Source organism: Cobetia sp. SIMBA_158, from assembly GCF_046566945.1.
Classification (GTDB): Bacteria; Pseudomonadota; Gammaproteobacteria; order Pseudomonadales; family Halomonadaceae; genus Cobetia; species Cobetia amphilecti.
Map to the genome: position 1 here is coordinate 23,415 of NZ_JAWJYL010000012.1, position 18,916 is coordinate 42,330.

General features: G+C 62.7%; 17 protein-coding genes. All 17 read right to left on the minus strand.

The genetic code is table 11. The features are described from left to right. Nucleotides 1–7: 7 nt before the first annotated feature. Entirely contained in the window at nucleotides 8–3,598 is a 3,591-nt protein-coding gene (locus R2R70_RS15460; protein WP_410978459.1) for a pilus assembly protein, read from the minus strand. Between the two features lie 13 nt (nucleotides 3,599–3,611). Continuing rightward, nucleotides 3,612–4,190 carry a hypothetical protein gene (locus R2R70_RS15465; RefSeq protein WP_131432819.1) on the minus strand — a complete coding sequence of 193 codons (579 nt, stop codon included), beginning with the start codon at nucleotides 4,188–4,190 and terminating at the stop codon, nucleotides 3,612–3,614. Continuing rightward, a complete protein-coding gene (locus R2R70_RS15470) occupies nucleotides 4,190–5,179 on the minus strand; it encodes a prepilin-type N-terminal cleavage/methylation domain-containing protein (RefSeq protein ID WP_410978460.1) in 990 nt (329 codons plus the stop codon). Before R2R70_RS15470 ends, R2R70_RS15465 begins: the two co-directional genes overlap by 1 nt. Continuing rightward, nucleotides 5,176–5,742 (minus strand): type IV pilus modification protein PilV, encoded by a 567-nt coding sequence (gene pilV, locus R2R70_RS15475; protein ID WP_082388834.1) that lies wholly within the window; start codon nucleotides 5,740–5,742, stop codon nucleotides 5,176–5,178. Before pilV ends, R2R70_RS15470 begins: the two co-directional genes overlap by 4 nt. Then, entirely contained in the window at nucleotides 5,739–6,239 is a 501-nt protein-coding gene (locus tag R2R70_RS15480; protein ID WP_347421810.1) for a GspH/FimT family protein, read from the minus strand. The genes pilV and R2R70_RS15480 overlap by 4 nt, the downstream gene beginning before the upstream one ends. A gap of 74 nt (nucleotides 6,240–6,313) precedes the next feature. Beyond that, on the minus strand, nucleotides 6,314–6,802 hold the full coding sequence (locus tag R2R70_RS15485; RefSeq protein ID WP_107335846.1) for a type IV pilin protein: 489 nt from the start codon (nucleotides 6,800–6,802) through the stop codon (nucleotides 6,314–6,316). Between the two features lie 221 nt (nucleotides 6,803–7,023). Further along, complete coding sequence (gene ispH / locus R2R70_RS15490) at nucleotides 7,024–7,992, minus strand: 4-hydroxy-3-methylbut-2-enyl diphosphate reductase (protein ID WP_054556927.1); 969 nt, start codon at nucleotides 7,990–7,992, stop codon at nucleotides 7,024–7,026. A gap of 59 nt (nucleotides 7,993–8,051) precedes the next feature. Beyond that, on the minus strand, nucleotides 8,052–8,495 hold the full coding sequence (fkpB, locus tag R2R70_RS15495; protein ID WP_043335961.1) for an FKBP-type peptidyl-prolyl cis-trans isomerase: 444 nt from the start codon (nucleotides 8,493–8,495) through the stop codon (nucleotides 8,052–8,054). Nucleotides 8,496–8,515: 20 nt separating this feature from the next. Continuing rightward, complete coding sequence (gene lspA / locus R2R70_RS15500; protein ID WP_054556926.1) at nucleotides 8,516–9,043, minus strand: signal peptidase II; 528 nt, start codon at nucleotides 9,041–9,043, stop codon at nucleotides 8,516–8,518. Between the two features lie 118 nt (nucleotides 9,044–9,161). Further along, complete coding sequence (ileS, locus tag R2R70_RS15505) at nucleotides 9,162–11,993, minus strand: isoleucine--tRNA ligase (protein ID WP_279834892.1); 2,832 nt, start codon at nucleotides 11,991–11,993, stop codon at nucleotides 9,162–9,164. An 11-nt stretch (nucleotides 11,994–12,004) separates the two neighbouring features. Then, a complete protein-coding gene (gene ribF / locus R2R70_RS15510; protein WP_339927206.1) occupies nucleotides 12,005–13,138 on the minus strand; it encodes a bifunctional riboflavin kinase/FAD synthetase in 1,134 nt (377 codons plus the stop codon). A 135-nt stretch (nucleotides 13,139–13,273) separates the two neighbouring features. Then, nucleotides 13,274–14,770, minus strand: coding sequence for a murein biosynthesis integral membrane protein MurJ (murJ, locus tag R2R70_RS15515; RefSeq protein WP_234368289.1), 1,497 nt, complete (start codon nucleotides 14,768–14,770; stop codon nucleotides 13,274–13,276). Between the two features lie 279 nt (nucleotides 14,771–15,049). Further along, entirely contained in the window at nucleotides 15,050–15,316 is a 267-nt protein-coding gene (gene rpsT / locus R2R70_RS15520; RefSeq protein WP_043335965.1) for a 30S ribosomal protein S20, read from the minus strand. Nucleotides 15,317–15,605: 289 nt separating this feature from the next. Next, a complete protein-coding gene (gene proB, locus R2R70_RS15525) occupies nucleotides 15,606–16,769 on the minus strand; it encodes a glutamate 5-kinase (protein ID WP_410978461.1) in 1,164 nt (387 codons plus the stop codon). 221 nt (nucleotides 16,770–16,990) lie between these two features. Next, on the minus strand, nucleotides 16,991–18,187 hold the full coding sequence (gene cgtA, locus R2R70_RS15530; RefSeq protein ID WP_043335967.1) for an Obg family GTPase CgtA: 1,197 nt from the start codon (nucleotides 18,185–18,187) through the stop codon (nucleotides 16,991–16,993). Nucleotides 18,188–18,312: 125 nt separating this feature from the next. Continuing rightward, entirely contained in the window at nucleotides 18,313–18,570 is a 258-nt protein-coding gene (gene rpmA / locus R2R70_RS15535) for a 50S ribosomal protein L27 (RefSeq protein ID WP_043335969.1), read from the minus strand. Between the two features lie 33 nt (nucleotides 18,571–18,603). Beyond that, a complete protein-coding gene (gene rplU, locus R2R70_RS15540; protein WP_043335971.1) occupies nucleotides 18,604–18,915 on the minus strand; it encodes a 50S ribosomal protein L21 in 312 nt (103 codons plus the stop codon). Between the last annotated feature and the right edge of the window lies 1 nt (nucleotide 18,916).

Consider the following 18,916-nt stretch of genomic DNA (forward strand, 5'->3'; position numbering starts at 1 on the left):
CTCTCTCCTAGCGCAGCTGATACCAGGCACTACGGCCTTCCAGCCCATCGATCCCGAAGTCCATGGCCATTTCGACCACCTGATTGGTGCCACCCTGACCGACATACTGGGTATCACCCAGGAATTTCGGTGCGGTGGGCTCGCCTTCTGTCTTGATCGAGAGTACGACCTGATTGTTGACGTTGTCGCTCGCGTTGACCTCGCCATCAGCGTTGTAATCAAAGACCTGCTGCACATTGTTGTAACTGCGTACCGGCTGCAGGCCGTTGCGCAAGCTGAGCGCATTCAGCCAACCACTGGCACCGCCAGTACAGGGGCCATTGGAGCCCGGGATGGTGGTATTGAAGACAATCAGATCACCACGGACAGCCGGGATGGTCACCAGACGCTCACCAGAGTCCGGTAGCTCCAGGTACCAGCCGTACTGCATACCATTATTGTTCTGATTGGAGTAATCGACGCCTACCCCCGTGACCGTACGCGCGTCACTCACGCCACTGATATTGGAGAAGCTCTGCTTTTCCAGCTGGCCATGATGACGGCGAGTCGAGGACCCGGTATGCAGCACGCTGTAGAAGGATTGCGCCGAGGTATCGACCGCATCCTGCAGCGTCAGCAATTGCCCGGTGCCCCAGTACACATTCAGGTACGGCGTATCGACGGTGCTGTTGAAGACACCGCTGCGTGCCACGGCTACCCGCGATGTGATGGGCTGTCGGGAAGCTGCCGGACAGGTCGATGACGTGCTGTTCAAGGCAACGGCACATGACTGGAACAGACGCGACATTTCGCTGCTGCCGATGTTGCTCAGCGAGAACTCGCGCATGTCGAACACCCAGACATTGCCATGCAGATCGCCGGCATAGACCCAGTCGGTGATGCCATCGGCATCGACGTCGGCCAGCTCAGGACTCGACATGCCATTGCAGTCACTGCTGCCAGAGGTGCACGACCCACCGGCATTGCTGCCCTGTTGAGAATCCAGCAGCGCATAGTTGTCGGGGTCTTCCAGGTCCACGATGAACAACTTGGCACGCCCATCGCTGTCGGCGTTGTAGCCATTGCCGAAGATGGCATACCACTTGCCGTCATCCAGACGCGCTACCTGAATATCGCTGAAGGTATAGCCGAGGTCCTCGTGCGTGAATTCCCACTGCACGATCTCGGCCGGCGAGGTGCCGTTGGATTCACCCAATGACTCGAAGCCTTCAGGATCGGTGATATCCAGCATGTAGACCGCCTTGCCGCCAGCGCCCAGCCCACCCAGCAGGACCGAGTGCCAACCGGGCGCATCCTCATCCCCCAACTGGACATGCACGTCACGCGCGACCGGAGTGGCATCGACGTAGTACTGGTGCACATAGTTCTGATCAGCGAGCTGGCGAATACCGCGCCCGCTCTCGATGCTGAAGGCGGCATACGGCATGTAGGCGAACTTCTCTTCACCGGTCTCCATGTCGATGGCGTGCAGCATGCCGTCGTTGGCACCGATGTAGATCATGTTCTGGCGGTCCTCATACAGCGTCTTGAAGGAGCGGTACGAAGACACTTCCATGTCATTGCGATAGCTGGCCGAAGGCGGCCCGACGATCGCCGGCGAGGCATGCACGATATCCCCGAGATAGTTGTCGTCACGCTCGCGGAACAAGGTGCCTTCGTAGGCATCATCACCCTTGAGATAACCGATCAGATTCTCGAGATCCGACGTTCTGACGCCAAGATCAGCGCCATCCAGCTTCAGGAAGGTACCGGTAGTATCCAGGACGCGTCCCGTCAGCTGAGTCACGCCACTGGTGACGCCTCCGACCACTGAGCCGACTCCGCCAAGAATGCCATCATCATCATCATCATCATCGTCGTCGTCGTCGTCGTCGTCGTCATCATCCCGGACGGTTCTCCGCAGCGTTGCCAACAGCGTTTCTGACAGCAGGGTCTCATCGAGGAAGCCCACGAGGTCCAGTACCTGTTCGGCCTCCAGTGATCCGGCCTCCTCGATATTGAAGAAGAACGCCTTCTCATCCACTTCGGAGATCCCCGGGTTGTAGGTGATCACCTTGCGGCTGGAGCTACGGCTATCATCGTCACGCAACCACTCCGCGACGGACCAGTCCGAGGTGGCGCTCAAGGCGCCATTGGTGCCGATCTTGCGTGCAACGACATCGCCCGACCAATCGGCGGGATCATAGATGGTCTGAATCACATAAGCGCCGCTGGTCTGCCCGCCACTGCTGATGTCCAGACTACCGGTGCTGGCCGCGCGTCCTGCGATGGACTGCGCGATATTGTTCAGCGCATCAATCAATGCCTGCGGATTGGCGGCGCTGAGATACTCACCACGTCCGTTCCAGGCCGCATGACGCAGATCATCGATGGTGGTATTGGTATTGGCGGAAGGCTGCGGCCAGGTGAAGGCAGTCTCGAGATCAGCAGGGTTCTCGGACAGCGAGCCATCCACACCGAAAGCGACGGTGTAGGTCACCATGTGCTGAGCGGAGTTTTCATCCACTCCCGGTATGGTAGGCACGCTGTCGATCAAGTCAGTCCGCAGGTCCTCGCGATAATATTTCATCGCGACATCGCCAAGCGTATTGGAATGGCTGTCACGGTGACTGGCACTGATGTGATCACCGCTGCCACCATCGACGTTGCCGACACTGGGGCTGGAGCCATTCCAGTAGCCATCGCTCATCATGATGGAATAGTTCTGCTGGCACATGCCGCCCTCATCCGCACTCAGAATGGGAGCCGAGCGACCAGTGCTGGAATAATACTCACCGGCATTCTTGAGCGCGGTACGCAGAGGGGTGCCACCGGAGGGATAAGCGGTAAACAGCTCCTCCAGCAGGTCTTCACGCTCATCGACATCCGTCATGTCAGCAACGTTGCGATTGTTGCGACCCTGGATGGTGCGTAGCCCGACCCGAGACTCGTTGGCATCGATCACACCGGCCATGGCGGATTTGGCCACGGACATGCGGTCGCGATAATACGTGAACCAGTTGGCGAAGTTGACTTGCTGAGCCGCGGACTGCTGGTTGATGTAGGTCTGACGTGTGTTGTCCACATAGAGGCTGCTGCCGCTTTGATAGAGGCCACACTCCTCGAAGTCATACTCTCCATCACCATCATTATCCGTCCAGGGCATGTAGTAGACCCCGGTGAGGTTGACGGTGGACGTCGGCTCATAAGGATTTGAACGCGCCGTCAACAACGTGGCATCTGCGTACTCCACCCCAAGGCGGTCCTTGCCCGCCCAAGGGGTGTAGGTCAGCTCCGGATTGTAGGCCAGCACATTGAAACCATTGCACGAGCCGATGGCCCGAGCGATGGTGTTCTGGGTGCGATGGCTGACGACCCCGGCATTGATCGAGTAGACCCCGGAGTTCCCAAGCACCGAGGACGCTGGCTGATACCCCCAGTGTTCCACCCCCTTGTTGAGAGTGTCTTCCCAGGCCATGCTGCCCGAATCATCCAGAATGAACAGGATATTGGGCTGAACCCCGGTCGCTTCCGTGACCGGGGCGCGGGCGATTTCCCCGGGGGCCGCCAGACAGGGCAAGGCGACAAGGCACAGGGCACCACTCAGCAGATAACGCATATTCATGCTCCTCTCAGAAGTAAGGGCCCAGTTCCATCTCGCTTTGCACTACTGTCCAGGAGGCACCATTGCCGCCCCCCGTGCCCATCGCGTTGATACGGAAGGCATCCAGGCGCGTGCCCACCGCATTCACTTCGTTGCTGGCATTCAGCGGCGGCTCGCCGACCTTGCCCAGATACTCGATCACATAGGCTCCGATGACCGCACCGGTATCACTGTCCAGCGTCTGGATACCGCTGGCTTGCCAATCTGCTTCCGAGAGCGGGTTGATCGGCGGTGCATCCTCGGGCAGTGCCAGCATCAGGCCGGCCGAGTCATCGAAGCTGTCCAGGCTCCAGGTGCCATCCTCCAGGCTTTCCTGCAGCGCGCGCTCACCGATGCTCAGGCTGGTTTCCGCGTTGTAATAGGACTGCTCGAAGTTGCGGCTGTTGACGGCCATGCGTGTCTGCAGCTGACTGTCCTCGACCCCGGTCACGGCCAGCAGGCCGATCACGACCAGCATGATCAACACGATCAGCAAGGCGATGCCTTGCTGACGTGCTGGCCCCCGAGTGACCGCGCAGACCCTGGACGTTGAAGACGATGTATTCATCAGCCGCCCCTCAGTTGCAGATTGCGCGGTGTGAACGTGAGATTGAAGGTTCGCGTCAAACGCCCATCGTTATCCCCGCCCGGCACCACTCCTGGCAGGCTCTCGAGCGTCAGGGCGATCTCGATACGACGCACCTCATCCCATCGGCCTTCGCTGCGTACCGTGGCAGCCGGCACCTTGACGCGATCGACACTGCCATTGCCGGTGGTATCCAGGCTGAAGCTGACATCGAAGCCCTGTACGCCGGAGGCCAGTTCTTCGCGTGCGAAAGCGGCATCGATACGGTCGATATACAGTGAACGCACCGAAGAATCGTTGGCCTGGTCATCCAGCCGCAGCTCCCAGGCCTGCACCGGGTAGAGATAGGCATTCGAGGACTGAGAGCTGCCATAGGAACGTGACAGGGTGTCATTGGTTTCCACATTGCCCTGGGTGATGCCCGACACCCTGAAGACATCGGTGCTGCTGCAATCACTGACCAGCGCATACTCGTTGGTCACGAAGGCATCTTCGCTACCGTTGCGCACGGACAGGGGGCCGCCCAGCGACGTCATGCTGCTGGTCAGCGTGGTTTCATCGCCGTCCTTGCTGGCAGCGACGAACGTCAGATTGAAATAGCTGAGGCCCCGCTGGGTACGCTGCTGACCACCGAAAGGCGCCGTGAGGTCATGGGAGGCATCCACCGAGCTGGCATTGGTGATATCGCGGCTATTGGCACAGCCTGCGTAGCCCACATTGCGCATCAGCGGCTGGAGCCGGAAGGACACGTAGCGGGCCGATTCCTGCAGATAGGAAAGTGCCTCCTGGGTGCTCACGGTACTGCGTGAGGTCGAGAACATCTGCACGGCCATCGCCGTGATCAGCAGCCCCAACACCAGGCTGATCATCAGCTCGACAAGCCCCACGCCCGCCTGGCGTTTCATGCCATGCGGGCGGGTGGTGTCGGGGGCAGAGCGTCGGCGGACCGATGCAGGGGAACAGCGATTCATGGCTCTACCTCGAAACGATAGGTCTGCTGGTCAACTCCCCCGCTGATGGGGTCACTCCACTGTACCTGGACACTGACGTCGTGAACGCCGATACCGGCGCCGCCGACAACACGCTCGTCGACTTCCACGCTGCCGACGCCGCTGGTCAGCGTGGAGCCGATGATGGCGTCACGCCAATCAATGATGTCCTGGTCCGCCAGCTCTGCGGGCACGCAGTCCGAGCTGCATCCATCCGCGGGCGCATTGGTGGTATCGGCATCATCATATTGATCGATGGCCTCAAGGTTGGCGCGGATACGCTCAGCCATGTCCAGCGACAGCAGTTGTGCCACGGTATTGCTGTAGCTGACGCGCTGATGCTGAAGCGTCTGAACTTGCAACAACCCCAGCCCCAGCAGGGAAACCCCCAGCAGCATGACCGCGACCAGCGCCTCGATCAGGCCGACGCCGCGCTGAGAATGCCGAGCGGAACGCCGCCGCTGCAGGCGAGACAGCAATGTCTTCCTCAGCGCTCTCGGCTGCAGGGCTTGCTTGAGGGATGTGATCATCAACGATGCTGTCATGAGCAGTCCCCTCCTGATTCAAGGCGTACACGGCCTGAAGGCGCCACTACCACAGAGGTAGCATCAGAGGCCGCACAGAACACCAGCGTACTGTTGCCACTAGTCAGCGTGCCGCGATCGTTGTAGGTGATCCTGGAGGCGCCCCCCGACTGGGCAACCGCATTGCTGTCCTGATGGATCCACAGGCGGTCGTCGAGGGTGAAGTTGGAAGTATTCCCGACATAGACGACCCAGCCATTCGCCCAGTCATCGTCGCAGGTCGTGGGATTGGGGGTGGCAACGCTCGGCGCATAGGGACAGACACTCACGTCGACACCGCGCGTGGTAGCGGTGCTGCGCGCCATGCCGAGCGCATGGGTCAGGGCACGCACATCGGACTCCACCTGAGAGCGCTGCACCAGGCCTTGCCAGGCCGGCACCGCCCAGGTCGCGATGATGGCAATGATCGCCACTGTCACGACCAGCTCGATCAGGGTGAAACCACGGGATTGGCGCATGAGAGATACTTCTCCTTGCCGCTGAGGGTCGACCGGCCGTGCCGGACTCGAGTCTGTCTTCTGGGGGCCCATCATCACCAGCACCGGCCTCCTCCTTCGGCACCGGTATTCATGTCCTGGTCCATCCACAGCACGCCGCAGTCATCATTGAGCTGTGCCCCTTGAGGCGTCGCCTGCAGGACGAAGGCCGAGGCAGACAGACTGCGATACGTGATCAGGTAGCGAAGATTGCCACCGCCGTCCTCTATACGGCTGACGCCATCCGTCGGCTGGTCATCATCCCCCACGGGCGCCTCGGAAAAGTTCTGGTAGTAGAATCCATGCAACTGTCTGGCCTGCTGCCCCAGTGCCTGCTGAGCATGCGAGCGCCAGCTGCGCTCCACATAACCGAGATAGGAGGGAATGGCGACCGCCGCCAGAATGCCGATGATCGCGACCACCATCATCATCTCGATCAGGGTGAAGCCCTTGGCCCGACGCCTGCCAGCTGCCCCGCGCCCCGGTCTCGGCTTGCGGCGTGCACCTGCACTGCTGACACCGGTGACCGAGAACAGTCGTGGCATGGGGAATTCTCCAGAGTACGAACCATACCTCTATTATGTATCATTTTGGTAACTGCGCATTACATTTTTTTTCAATACGCACCAGATTGATCAACGATCGTGCTCAAGAATGCCGTTGCTTATACAAGAAACTGCTGAATTAGATGGCAAAATGCGAATGGCGCGCACAAAAAAGCCGCGACAGGGTCGCGGCTTCTTCACTGGCAGAAACTTACAAGGCGTTACAGCTCGCGGATCTGATCCGAGGCGATCAAGCGCTCCTTGAGCTCCTTGGGCATCGAGAAGACGATGTTTTCCTCCTGGCCCTCGAGCTCCTCGGGCGCCGAGGCTCCCAGCGCCATCAGACGATCGATCACGCCCTGCACCAGCACTTCGGGGGCACTGGCCCCGGCGGTGATACCGATGCTGCCGATACCCTCGAGCCAGCTGGCCTCGATCTGCTGCGCATCGTCGATCAACCAGGCCGGGGTCTGCATGCGCTCGGCCAGTTCGCGCAGGCGATTGGAGTTGGAACTGTTGGGACTGCCGACCACCAGCACCACATCGCAGGCTTCCGCCAGCATGCGCACGGCGTCCTGGCGATTCTGGGTCGCGTAGCAGATGTCATCCTTGCGCGGGCCCTGAATCGCCGGGAAGCGTTCGCGCAGCGCGTCGATCACGCGCGCCGTGTCATCCATCGAGAGCGTGGTCTGGGTGACGAAGGCCAGCTGCTCCGGGTCCTTGACCTCCAGACGCGCCACATCGGACTCGTCTTCCACCAGATGGATGGTGCCACCCTGGGAAGTGTCATAGCGGCCCATGGTGCCCTCGACTTCCGGGTGGCCCTCATGACCGATCAGCACACAATCCTGGCCCTTGCGCGCATAGCGCAGGACTTCCATGTGCACCTTGGTCACCAGCGGACAGGTGGCATCGAAGACCTTGAGGTTGCGACGCTCGGCCTCTTCCTGCACGGCACGCGAGACACCGTGCGCCGAGAAGATGACGATGACGTCATCCGGCACTTCGTGCAGTTCCTCGACGAAGATGGCGCCGCGCTCCTTGAGGGAGTCGACCACGAAACGGTTGTGCACCACCTCGTGACGCACGTAGATCGGCGGCCCGAACACGTCGAGCGCCCCGTTGACGATATCGATGGCGCGATCCACTCCGGCGCAGAAACCGCGCGGGTTGGCCAGCTTGATCTGCATGACAGGCTCCGCTTGATGGCGAGGTGCGCTCACGGGGAGCGCACCTCTGGAAAGAAGACTCAGTGCGTGGTCGCGGGGGCGACTGACAGTACCTCGACCTCGAAGGTCAGGGTACGCCCGGCCAGCGGGTGATTGAAGTCGACCTTGACGTCACGCTCATCAATCTCACGGATGATGCCCGGCAGCTCCGAACCCGACGGCTCGGCGAAGGACATCACCATGCCGACCTCGATCTCTTCATCGAAGCTCTTGCGCGCCACGGTCTGGACGTTCTGCGGATTGTGCTGACCGAAGGCATGCTCCGGCGTGATCGTGAAGCTGCCGGTCTCGCCCGCCGCCATGCCCATGATCGAGCGCTCGAAGCCCGGCGGCAGATTGCCGTCACCCACCTGGAAGGTGGCCGGTGTCTTGTCGAAGGTGGAGTCCACCTCGGTGCCGTCTTCCAGACGCAGACGGAAATGGAGGCTGACCTCCATGTTATCGGCGATACGATGCTCGCTCATGCTGACCTCGCTTGTGGCGCTCATTCGGAGCGGCCACGGAAAGATTCAAGAATCAGTGCCACGGCTCCCAGGCTGATGGCGACGTCCGCCACGTTGAAGGCCGGGAAGAAGGCATTGCCCCAGTGGAAGGACAGGAAGTCCACCACGTAGCCATGCACGACACGATCATAGAGATTGCCAAGCGCGCCCCCCAGCACCAGCGCGATGCCCAGCGCGGTGAAGGTCTCGTGACGCTTGAGGCGCGCAAGCCAGATGCTCAGGCCGATGGCTGCCACCACCGCGATGCCCGCAAACAACCAGCGCTGCCAGCCATCATGGCCAGCCAGAAAACTGAACGCCGCGCCGGTGTTGTGGAGCAGCGTCAGATTGAAGATCGGCAGCACTTCGTTGGCCTGACCATAGACCAGCGAACTGCTGGCCAGCCACTTGGTGGCCAGGTCCAGCACCACGATCACCAGCGACAGCCACAGCCAGCGCAGCGGCGAGCGCATCGGCTCACTGCCGGCTGAAGGGGTATCCGTCGCGGGGCCTTGTGAAGAAGACGTCATGTTACCTTCCTGTCGTGAAATGAGTCTGCGACCGGCAAGACACGAACGCCGGGCCAGAGCCCGGCGTTCGATATCAGCGCTCAGCGGAGGCTGAACGATGCCGCGGTCGCATCAGCGATCAAGCGAAGTGACGCGTCTCGCCTTCGCCATCCGGCAGGTTGGTCACGCAGCGGCTGCACAGCGTCGGATGTTCCGGCAGGGTGCCGACTTCCGGACGGTGGTGCCAGCAACGCTCGCACTTGGCATTCTCGCTGACCTTGACCGCCACCTTGAGGCCGGACACTTCGGTCTCTTCTGCCTCACCGGCCGCCTCGAGAGGCGCCAGGGTCACGCCGCTGGTCAGCATCACGAAGCGCAGCTCGTCGCCGAGACTTGCCAGCAGCGCGTTGAGCTCGTCGTTGACGTAGAGAGTGACTTCCGCCGCCAGGCCATTCTTGACCAGACCGGCGTTGCGCGCGCCTTCCAGCGTCTTGTTGACCGCCTGCTTGACGTGCAGCACCTGCTCCCAGAACTCACGCCCCATGGCCGCATCATCCGCCAGGGTGGTCAGGCCGGTGTAGGCCGTCTCGAGGAAGATGGTGTCCTTGCGCGGGCCCGGGATGTTGGCGTAGATCTCTTCACCGGTGAAGGAGAGGATCGGCGCCATCCAGCGTGCCAGTGCCTCGATCACGTGATACAGCGCCGTCTGGCAGCTACGACGCGCACGCGAGTTCGGCTGCGTGGTGTACTGGCGGTCCTTGATGACATCCAGATAGAAGCCGCCCAGCTCACGCGAGCAGAAGGTCAGCACCTGCTGATAGATGTCGAGGAAGCGGTATTCCTCGTAGGCCAGCTCGACACGTGCCTGCAGCTGGGCGGCACGATCGACCACCCACTGATCCAGCGCCAGCATGTCGTCAAAGGCCAGCGCATCACGCTCGGGCTCGAAGCCGTTCAGATTGGACAGCAGGAAGCGCGAGGTGTTGCGGATACGACGATAGGCATCGGCGGTCCGCTTGAGGATCTCGTCCGAGACGGCCATCTCGCCGGAGTAGTCGTTGGAGGACACCCACAGGCGCAGAATGTCGGCGCCCAGCTTGTCCATCACCTGCTGCGGCGCGACCACGTTGCCGACGGACTTGGACATCTTGCGACCCTGCGCATCCACGGTGAAGCCGTGAGTCAGCAGCGCCTTGTAGGGCGCGTGGCCGTCAATGGCACAGCCGGTCAGCAGTGACGAGTGGAACCAACCACGGTGCTGGTCGGAGCCTTCCAGGTACAGGTCGGCACGCGGGCCTTGCTCGTGACCATGCGGATGCGAGCCACGCAGCACATGCCAGTGGGTCGTCCCGGAGTCGAACCACACGTCCAGCGTGTCGGTGACCTTCTCGTAGTTCTCGGCCTCATCGCCCAGCAGCTCCTGGCTGTCGAGTGACCACCAGGCATCGATGCCGTGCTCGGCAACGCGATCGGCGACCGCTTCCATCAGCGCCACGCTGTCGGGGTGCAGTTCCCCCGTCGCGCGATGCAGGAACAGCGGAATCGGCACGCCCCAGTTGCGCTGACGCGAGATGCACCAGTCCGGACGGTTGGCGATCATGCTCTTCAGGCGCGCCTGACCCCAGGCCGGGATGAAGGCGGTGTCCTCGATGGCGGACAGCGCCTTGTCACGCAGGGTCACGCCGTCGGTGCCGGCAATGTCCATGCCGACGAACCACTGGGCCGTCGCGCGATAGATGACCGGGGTCTTGTGGCGCCAGCAGTGCATGTAGCTGTGGCTGATCTTCTCGTGCGCCATCAGCGCGCCGAGCTCTTCCAGACGCGCGACGATGTTCGGGTTGGCCTTCCAGATGAACTGGCCACCGAATTCCGGCAGGTCCGGCACGTAGACGCCGTTGCCCTGCACCGGGCTTTCGATCTCGTCGAAGCTCATGCCGTAACGACGGCAGGTATGGAAGTCATCCTCGCCGTAGGCCGGCGCGGAGTGGACGATACCGGTACCGGCGCCAGTCTCGACGTAGTCAGCCAGATAGACCGGCGACAGACGATCGTAGATCGGGTGACGGAAGTTGATCAGCTCCAGCGCCGCGCCGTTGACGGTCGCCAGCGTCTCGCCGCTCAGGCCGAAGCGCGCCAGGCTGTCCTCGACCAGTTCCTCGGCCAGCACCAACAGGCGCTCGCCGGTGTCGACCAGCGAGTAGACGAAGTCCGGGTGAACGTTGAGTGCCTGGTTGGCCGGGATGGTCCACGGGGTGGTGGTCCAGATCACGATCGCCGCCGGCTTGCTCAGTGACTCGAGGCCAAAGGCCTTGGCCAGCGCCGCGCTATCGTCTGCCGCGAAGGCGACGTCGATGGCGTCAGAGGTCTTGTCGGCGTACTCGACTTCCGCTTCCGCCAGTGCAGAGCCGCAGTCGAAGCACCAGTTGACCGGCTTCAGGCCCTTGAAGACATAACCGCCCTTGACCATCTCGGCCAGCGCACGGATCTCACCGGCTTCATTGGCGAAGTCCATGGAGCGATACGGGTTGCCCCAGTCACCGACGATGCCGAGACGGATGAACTCGTGCTTCTGGCCTTCCACCTGCACGCCGGCGTATTCACGGCAGAGATGACGCGCCTTCTCGGACTCGAGATGCTTGCCGTGGGTCGTCTCGACCTTGTGCTCGATGGGCAGACCATGACAGTCCCAACCCGGCACGTAAGGCGCGTCGAAGCCCGCCATCGTCTTGGACTTGACGATGATGTCCTTGAGAATCTTGTTGACGGCATGACCGATGTGAATATTGCCGTTGGCATAGGGAGGGCCGTCGTGGAGCACGAAGCTCGGACGGCCCTTGCCTGCTTCACGCAGACGCGCGTAGAGGTCAATCTCGTTCCAGCGGGCCAGTTGGTCCGGCTCACGCTTGGGGAGATTGCCGCGCATCGGGAAGTCGGTATCGGGCAGATTCAAAGTGTGCTTGTAGTCGCTCATAGCCTTTCGGGTCAGCCGTCGTGGGGGCGGGAAGCCTGGGCTTCCCGAGCTGTGGAATCAGACACCTCAGCAGTGCCGTGTAAGGGTGCCGTCGGCGCATCCGTCATCAGTGCGCTCAGCGGACGGCTGGCCAGCGGCAGGTCAGCCATCGAGGTCATGCTATCGAGCAACGCCTGCTCATCACCGGCAGGCGTCTCGCCCGCGGCCAGCGCGAAGAAGCGCTTCGCCAGGGCGATGTCGGCGTAGATGGCGGCCTTGAGGGCTTCCAGGCCATCGAAGCGCTGTTCACCGCGCAGGAAGGCGCAGAAGCTGACGCGCATCGGCTGGCCATAGAGGTCTTCCGCGAAGTCCAGCAGATGGACCTCAAGCACCGGCCGCGGCGTGCCGACCGTCGGGCGCCAGCCGATGTTGGCCACCGCCGGACAGTCGCGGCCGTCGGCAAGATGCGCCATCACCGCGTAGACGCCGGAGACCGCCAGCGGCGCATTCGGCAGCGGCAGGTTGGCGGTCGGCACGCCCAGCGTGCGACCCAGCTGGCGGTCAGCGACCACGCGTCCCTGCCAGTGGTGGGCACGCCCCAGCAGCCGGGCGGCCAGCGCCATGTCGCCTGCGGCCAGCACCTCACGCACGCGGGTGCTGGAAACACGCTCACCGGCGATCTCGAAGGTGCGGGTATGCTCCACCGCGAAGCCTTCGGCGGCGCCGATGCGTTCCAGCAGCGCGAAGTCTCCGGCGCGATCGCAGCCGAAGCGGAAGTCGTCACCGACCACCAGATGACGCACGCCGAGCCCATCGATCAGCACCTGCTCGATGAACTCGCGTGCCGACAGCGAGCGCAGCGTCTCATTGAAGGGCAGACACAGTACGCGCTCGGCGCCATGGCTGCCCAGCAGACGCACCTTGTCCGCCAGACGCGTCAGCCGCGGCGGCGCCTTGTCACCCGCGAAGAACTCACGCGGCTGCGGCTCGAACACCACCACCGTGGCGGGCAGACCATAGGCCGCCGCGCGCTCGCGAAGTTGCTCCAGAATCGCCTGGTGGCCGAGATGCACGCCATCGAAATTGCCGATGGTGGCCACACAGCCGCGACTGCCATCCTGCTTGCGCAGGCGGGCGAGATTGTGGAGTCCTCTGATCAAGTCCATGCGTGCATCACACAAGCCGCCGAAAGTGGTCGATTATAGCGAAGGGGCACGGCGCTGACAGCCACCGTTGCCCCGCCAGGGAGAAAACAGCTGGAACCGGGGGGCACCAACCTGCGTGGCACCCGGACAGCAGACTCAGCTCTGCATGCGGAAATGGCGCGGGCGGACACCGCACAGCCCCAACCACACCGCATAGGCAAGCACGCCGCCGACGACCAGCGCTCCCATCATCGCACAGCGCTCCCACAGGCCCCAACCAAGCCAGGTGGTCCAGTCCGGTGACAGCCACATCAGGCCGCCGCCCATCAGGGCACAACCGCCGATCAGCGTCAGCGAATAGCGTCCCCAGCCGGGCTGGAAGCGCAGCACGCCGTCACGATACAGGCCGCGTGCCAGCAGGCCCGCATTGAGGAAGGCCGACAGCGCCGTGGCCAGCGCGAGCCCGGCGTGTGCCAGCGGCACGATCAGCGCCAGGTTGAAGGCCATGTTGGCGACCATCGCGATGATACCGATCTTGACCGGCGTTTTCGTGTCCTGACGCGCATAGAAGCCCGGCGCCAGCACCTTGATCAACATGAAGGCCAGCAGACCGAAGCTGTAGGCACGCAGGCTCTGGGCCGACATCACCACATCGTTGTCGGTCATCGCGCCGTAGTGGAACAGCGTGATCAGCAGCGGTTCGGCCAGCACGCCGAGCGCCAGCGCCGCCGGCACACCGATCAACAGTACCGAGCGCAGCGCCCAGTCGAGCATCTTCTGGAAGTGCTCCAGTGATTGCTCGGCGTGGCGCTTGGAGAGTGCCGGCAGAATCACCGTCCCGATGGCGATGCCGATGATGCCCAGCGGCAACTCGACCAGACGGTCGGAGTAATAGAGCCACGACACGCTGCCGGTGACCAGGAACGAGGCCAGCACGGTATCCAGCAGCAGATTGATCTGCGAGACCGAGACACCGAACAGCGCCGGGGTCATCAACTTGAGAATGCGGCGCACGCCTTCATGGGCAAAATTCGGCCATGGCTTCGGCATCAGGCCGAGGCGCAGCAGGAACGGCACCTGGAACAGCAGCTGCACGCCGCCTGCGATCAACACGCCCCAGGCCAGCGCCATGGCGGGTGTCTCGAAGCGAGGGGCCAGCAACAGCGCCGCGCCGATCAGACTCAGGTTGAGCAGCACCGGCGTGATGGCCGGCACCGCAAAGCGATTCCAGGTATTGAGCACGCTGCCTGCGAAGGCGGTCAGCGAGATCAGCAGCAGATACGGGAAGGTCAGGCGCAGCATGTCGCCGGTCAGCGCCAGCTTGCCGGCATCGTCACCGAACCCGGGCGCGAAGACCCACACCAGCCAGGGTGCGCACAGCATCGCAAGCGCAGTGATCAACGCGAGTATGACGCCAAGACTGCCGCTGACGGCGTCCAGCAACTCACGGACCTCTTCCCGCGTCCGGCGAGTCGCATACTCCGACAGCACCGGAATGAAGGCCTGGTTGAAGGCACCCTCGGCAAACAGGCGGCGCATGAAGTTGGGGATCTTGAAGGCGACGAAGAAGGCGTCCGCCCCGCTGCCGGCACCCAGCAGGGATGCGATGGTCACATCGCGCGCCAGGCCCAGCACGCGCGACAGCATCGTCATCACGCTGACGATCAACCCGGAGCGCAACAGACCACCCCGCACCGGCAGGCTGTCGCCCGAGCGGGTCTCGCCCTGGGCACTCGCCTGTGAAGCGGACTGCGCGGCGGCCTCGGCCTTGCCGTCTTCTCCCCTGACTTCCTTCTCGCCTGCGGGCGACTCATCCTGCGGCTTGCTCACCCTGACACCCCTCTCGCTTCCCTGACCTGACACCGATGTCATCCACTCGACAGACAGACACAAAAAAACCGGCCGAAGCCGGTTTTTTCACACTCATACGTCTTAGACAGCCAGTGCCTTGACGCGAGTGTTCAGACGGCTCTTCAGACGAGCGGCCTTCTTCTTGGACAGAATGTCCTTGTCGGCGTAACGGTCGAGGACCTTCTGCGCGACATTGAAAGCGGCCATGGAAGCAGCGTGATCGCCAGTCTTGACGGTCTTCAGCACGTTCTTGATGCTGGTACGCACGGCGGAACGCTGTGCGGAGTTGTGCTGACGACGAACTTCAGCCTGACGAGCGCGCTTACGTGCTTGCTTGGAATTTGCCACTTTGATGCTCCTTATGAGTCCACCCGTAGGCGCGTACTCATGAACTTGAATTTGGAAGACGTTGTCGCACCGCGACAGCGAGTCCGATCATCTCTCGCCTTTCGACACTGATGTGAAGACTTTCGAGAAATCAGCGACTTGACGTGGAAGCCCCGCCAAACCTTCGCCATCGGGGCGGACCAGCACCCGACAGGACGGCAGAGTCTAGCATGACCCGAGCGCATATCGCCAGTCTGAGCTTGCCTGCGCAGGAGTCGGGCACAGAGCCAGGAAGCAGGCTTCATGGGTGCTACAGCACGATAAGGTTGTCGCGGTGGATCAGTTCCGGCGCCTCGATATAGCCCAGCGCCGCCTCGATCTGATGACTGGGCAGGCCGAGAATCCGTCCGGCATCTTCGGCGCTGTAATTCACCAGCCCCTTGGCGATGCGCTGGCCGGATTCATCGACGCACTGCACCAGATCACCGCGCTTGAAGGCGCCCTCGATCTTCCTGACGCCCACCGGCAACAGGCTGGAGCCACGCGTGGTCAACACATTGACGGCGCCGGCATCCAGCGTCAGGGTGCCGCGCACCTGCAGCTGCCCCGCGATCCAGCGCTTGCGCGCCGCGATCGGCGCATGCTCCGGCAAGAGGAGCGTGCCGAAGCGCTCACCGGAAGCCAGCCGGGTGATGACCTCGGGCTGACGACCAGAGGCGATCACGGTCAATGCGCCACTGCGCGCCGCCAGACGCGCCGCGCGCACCTTGGTCGCCATGCCGCCACGTCCGAGCACGCCGCCACCGCCGGCCACCTTGACCAGTATCGGGTCATCGGCCTGGGCTTCCTCGATCAGGCTGGCCGCCGGGTCATGACGCGGGTCGGCATCATAGAGGCCTTCCTGATCGGTGAGCAGCAACAGCGCATCGGCCTCGAGCAGGTTGGCGACCAGCGCGCCGAGGGTGTCGTTGTCGCCGAAGCGGATCTCGTCGGTGACCACGGTGTCGTTCTCGTTGATCACCGGCACCACCCGCAGGTCGACCAGGGTGCGCAGCGCCGAGCGTGCATTCAGGTAGCGCTTGCGGTTGGAGAGGTCATCGTGAGTCAGCAGAATCTGCGCCGTGGTCAGGCCATGACGATGGAAATGCTCTTCATAGCACTGGGTCAGGCCGTTCTGCCCGACCGCCGCTGCCGCCTGCAGCTCATGCACGCCGCTGGGGCGAGCCGACCAGCCCAGCCGCGACATGCCGACCGCGATCGCCCCGGAGGACACCACGATCACCTCGACGCCCCGCGCGTGCAGCGCCGCGATCTGATCGACCCAACGGCCGATGCCGGCATCATCCAGCCCGCGGCCGTCATCGGTCAGCAGCGCACTGCCGATCTTGACCACCACGCGTCGTGCATTGGCCAAGGCCTCACGCCCCGTCTGACTGCCCAGTTCCGCCACTTCCGCCACCTTCTGCTCCGACACCGCGCTCTCTCCTGTCATGTAATCCCTCGCCCGGCAGGCTCTGCCTCCCTGCTTGCCATTGTCTGCTCCCGCCAGCCCGCTGTCATCACTCCTCGCCGGCCCCGACAACGAAAACGCCCCGCCGCGAGACCATGAGGCTCGGGGCGGGGCGTGAATCGCGAAGCGGGTCGCTCGTCACTCAGTGGCTGCCGTGCAGGACAGCCACCGGACGAACTGAGACCTCAGGGCGCGTATTCGACTTCGACGTCGTAATCGTCGTCATTGAAGTCGTCATCGTCCTCTTCTTCGTCATCCTTCTTGCGCTTGCGACGTGTCAGGCGCTCTTCAGCGCGCTCCAGCGACTCGTTCTCCATGCGCGCCAGCAGCGCGGCATGTGCCTCGGCAGCTTCCGGATCTTCCGCCAGCTGCAGGCGTTGCTCGCCCAGCCAGCGGTGAGCGGCCTGCACCAGCTCCTGAGTGCCGATACCGCTGGCCGCGGAGACGACGAACAGCTCGCCCTCCCAGCCCAGGCGCTCAACGAGGTCCTTGACCATCGCGTCGCGATCATCCTCGGGCAGCAGGTCGATCTTGTTGATCACCAGCCAGCGCGGCAGCTCCGTCAGTGCCGCGGAGAAGTTCTTGAGCTCTTTGAGGATCGCCTCGACCGCATAGGCCGGGTCGCTCTCGTCAAAGGGCGCAATATCCACCACGTGCAGCAACAGGCGCGTACGCGTCAGGTGCTTGAGGAAGCGCAGACCCAGGCCAGCGCCGTCAGCAGCGCCTTCGATCAGACCGGGGATATCGGCCATCACGAAGTGCTGGTGGCTACCGATCTTCACGACACCGAGGTTCGGCACCAGGGTGGTGAACGGGTAGTTGGCGACCTTGGGCTTGGCGGCGGAGACGGCGCGGATCAGCGTCGACTTGCCGGCATTCGGCATGCCGAGCAGACCGACATCTGCCATCACCTTCATCTCGAAGCGCAGGTTGCGACGCTCGCCCCAGGTTCCCTTGGAGGTCTGGCGCGGCGCGCGGTTGGTCGAGGACTTGAAGTGGATGTTACCCAGACCACGACGCCCGCCCTGCGCGACCAGCAACAGCTGACCGATTTCCGTCACGTCACCGATGATCTCGAGGGTTTCCTCGTCGATCACGGTGGTGCCGACCGGCACCTTGACGATCAGATCCTCGCCCGCCTTGCCTGCCATCTGGCGGCCTTGACCGGCATCGCCGCTCTCCGCCTGATAGTAGCGCTGGAACTTGAAGTCGATCAGGGTATTGAGCGAGTCATCCCCGATCAGGTACACACTGCCGCCGTGCCCGCCGTCGCCCCCATCGGGACCACCGCGCGGCACGTATTTTTCACGGCGAAAACTCAGGCAACCATTGCCGCCACGTCCGGCCTCTACAATGATCGACGCTTCATCAAGGAACTGCATGCTGCTCTCTCCTGACGACGACCCGGGCCGTCATGCGACAAAAAAGCCCCGCCTGAGCGGGGCTTCCTTGCAGACTGCCATGCGACACCGGGGCATCGAGCAGCCTGCGTAAGCTGTCAGACGTTTCAGGCAGAAACGATGCTGACGAACTTGCGGTTCTTCGGACCCTTGGTCTCGAACTTCACGTGGCCGTCGGCCAGCGCGAAGAGAGTGTGGTCCTTGCCGATGCCGACGCCAGTACCAGCGTGGAAACGGGTGCCGCGCTGACGCACGATGATGTTGCCGGCGATAGCCGCTTGGCCACCGAACAGCTTCACACCAAGGCGCTTGGATTCAGAATCGCGACCGTTGCGGGTAGAGCCCGCCGCCTTCTTATGTGCCATTGGATAATTCTCCTATGGTGGGTAGCGCTGCAATTAAGCAGAGATACCAGTGATCTTGACTTCGGTGAACCACTGACGGTGGCCCGCACGACGCATGGAGTGCTTCCGGCGACGGAACTTGATGATGGTGACCTTGTCGCCACGGCCGTGAGACACGACCTCGGCAGAAACCTTGGCACCTTCAACCAGCGGAGCGCCGACCTTGATGTCGTCGCCTTCAGCGACCATCAGGACTTCGTCAAACTGGATAGCTTCGCCAGTCGCGACTTCAAGCTTCTCGAGCTTCAGGGTCTGGCCTTCCTGAACGCGGTACTGCTTGCCACCGCTCTTGATAACTGCGTACATG

Coding starts and splice junctions, on each gene's coding strand:
- rplU (WP_043335971.1), bottom strand. CDS start 18,915: ATGTACGCAGTTATCAAGAGCGGTGGCAAGCAGTACCGCGTTCAGGAA.
- R2R70_RS15480 (WP_347421810.1), bottom strand. CDS start 6,239: ATGCGCCAATCCCGTGGTTTCACCCTGATCGAGCTGGTCGTGACAGTG.
- ileS (WP_279834892.1), bottom strand. CDS start 11,993: ATGAGCGACTACAAGCACACTTTGAATCTGCCCGATACCGACTTCCCG.
- rpmA (WP_043335969.1), bottom strand. CDS start 18,570: ATGGCACATAAGAAGGCGGCGGGCTCTACCCGCAACGGTCGCGATTCT.
- R2R70_RS15465 (WP_131432819.1), bottom strand. CDS start 4,190: ATGAATACATCGTCTTCAACGTCCAGGGTCTGCGCGGTCACTCGGGGG.
- fkpB (WP_043335961.1), bottom strand. CDS start 8,495: ATGAGCGAGCATCGTATCGCCGATAACATGGAGGTCAGCCTCCATTTC.
- cgtA (WP_043335967.1), bottom strand. CDS start 18,187: ATGCAGTTCCTTGATGAAGCGTCGATCATTGTAGAGGCCGGACGTGGC.
- R2R70_RS15485 (WP_107335846.1), bottom strand. CDS start 6,802: ATGCCACGACTGTTCTCGGTCACCGGTGTCAGCAGTGCAGGTGCACGC.
- ribF (WP_339927206.1), bottom strand. CDS start 13,138: ATGGACTTGATCAGAGGACTCCACAATCTCGCCCGCCTGCGCAAGCAG.
- R2R70_RS15460 (WP_410978459.1), bottom strand. CDS start 3,598: ATGCGTTATCTGCTGAGTGGTGCCCTGTGCCTTGTCGCCTTGCCCTGT.
- lspA (WP_054556926.1), bottom strand. CDS start 9,043: ATGACGTCTTCTTCACAAGGCCCCGCGACGGATACCCCTTCAGCCGGC.
- ispH (WP_054556927.1), bottom strand. CDS start 7,992: ATGCAGATCAAGCTGGCCAACCCGCGCGGTTTCTGCGCCGGAGTGGAT.
- pilV (WP_082388834.1), bottom strand. CDS start 5,742: ATGACAGCATCGTTGATGATCACATCCCTCAAGCAAGCCCTGCAGCCG.
- R2R70_RS15470 (WP_410978460.1), bottom strand. CDS start 5,179: ATGAATCGCTGTTCCCCTGCATCGGTCCGCCGACGCTCTGCCCCCGAC.
- murJ (WP_234368289.1), bottom strand. CDS start 14,770: ATGACGATGCTGTCGCGCGTGCTGGGCCTGGCGCGCGATGTGACCATC.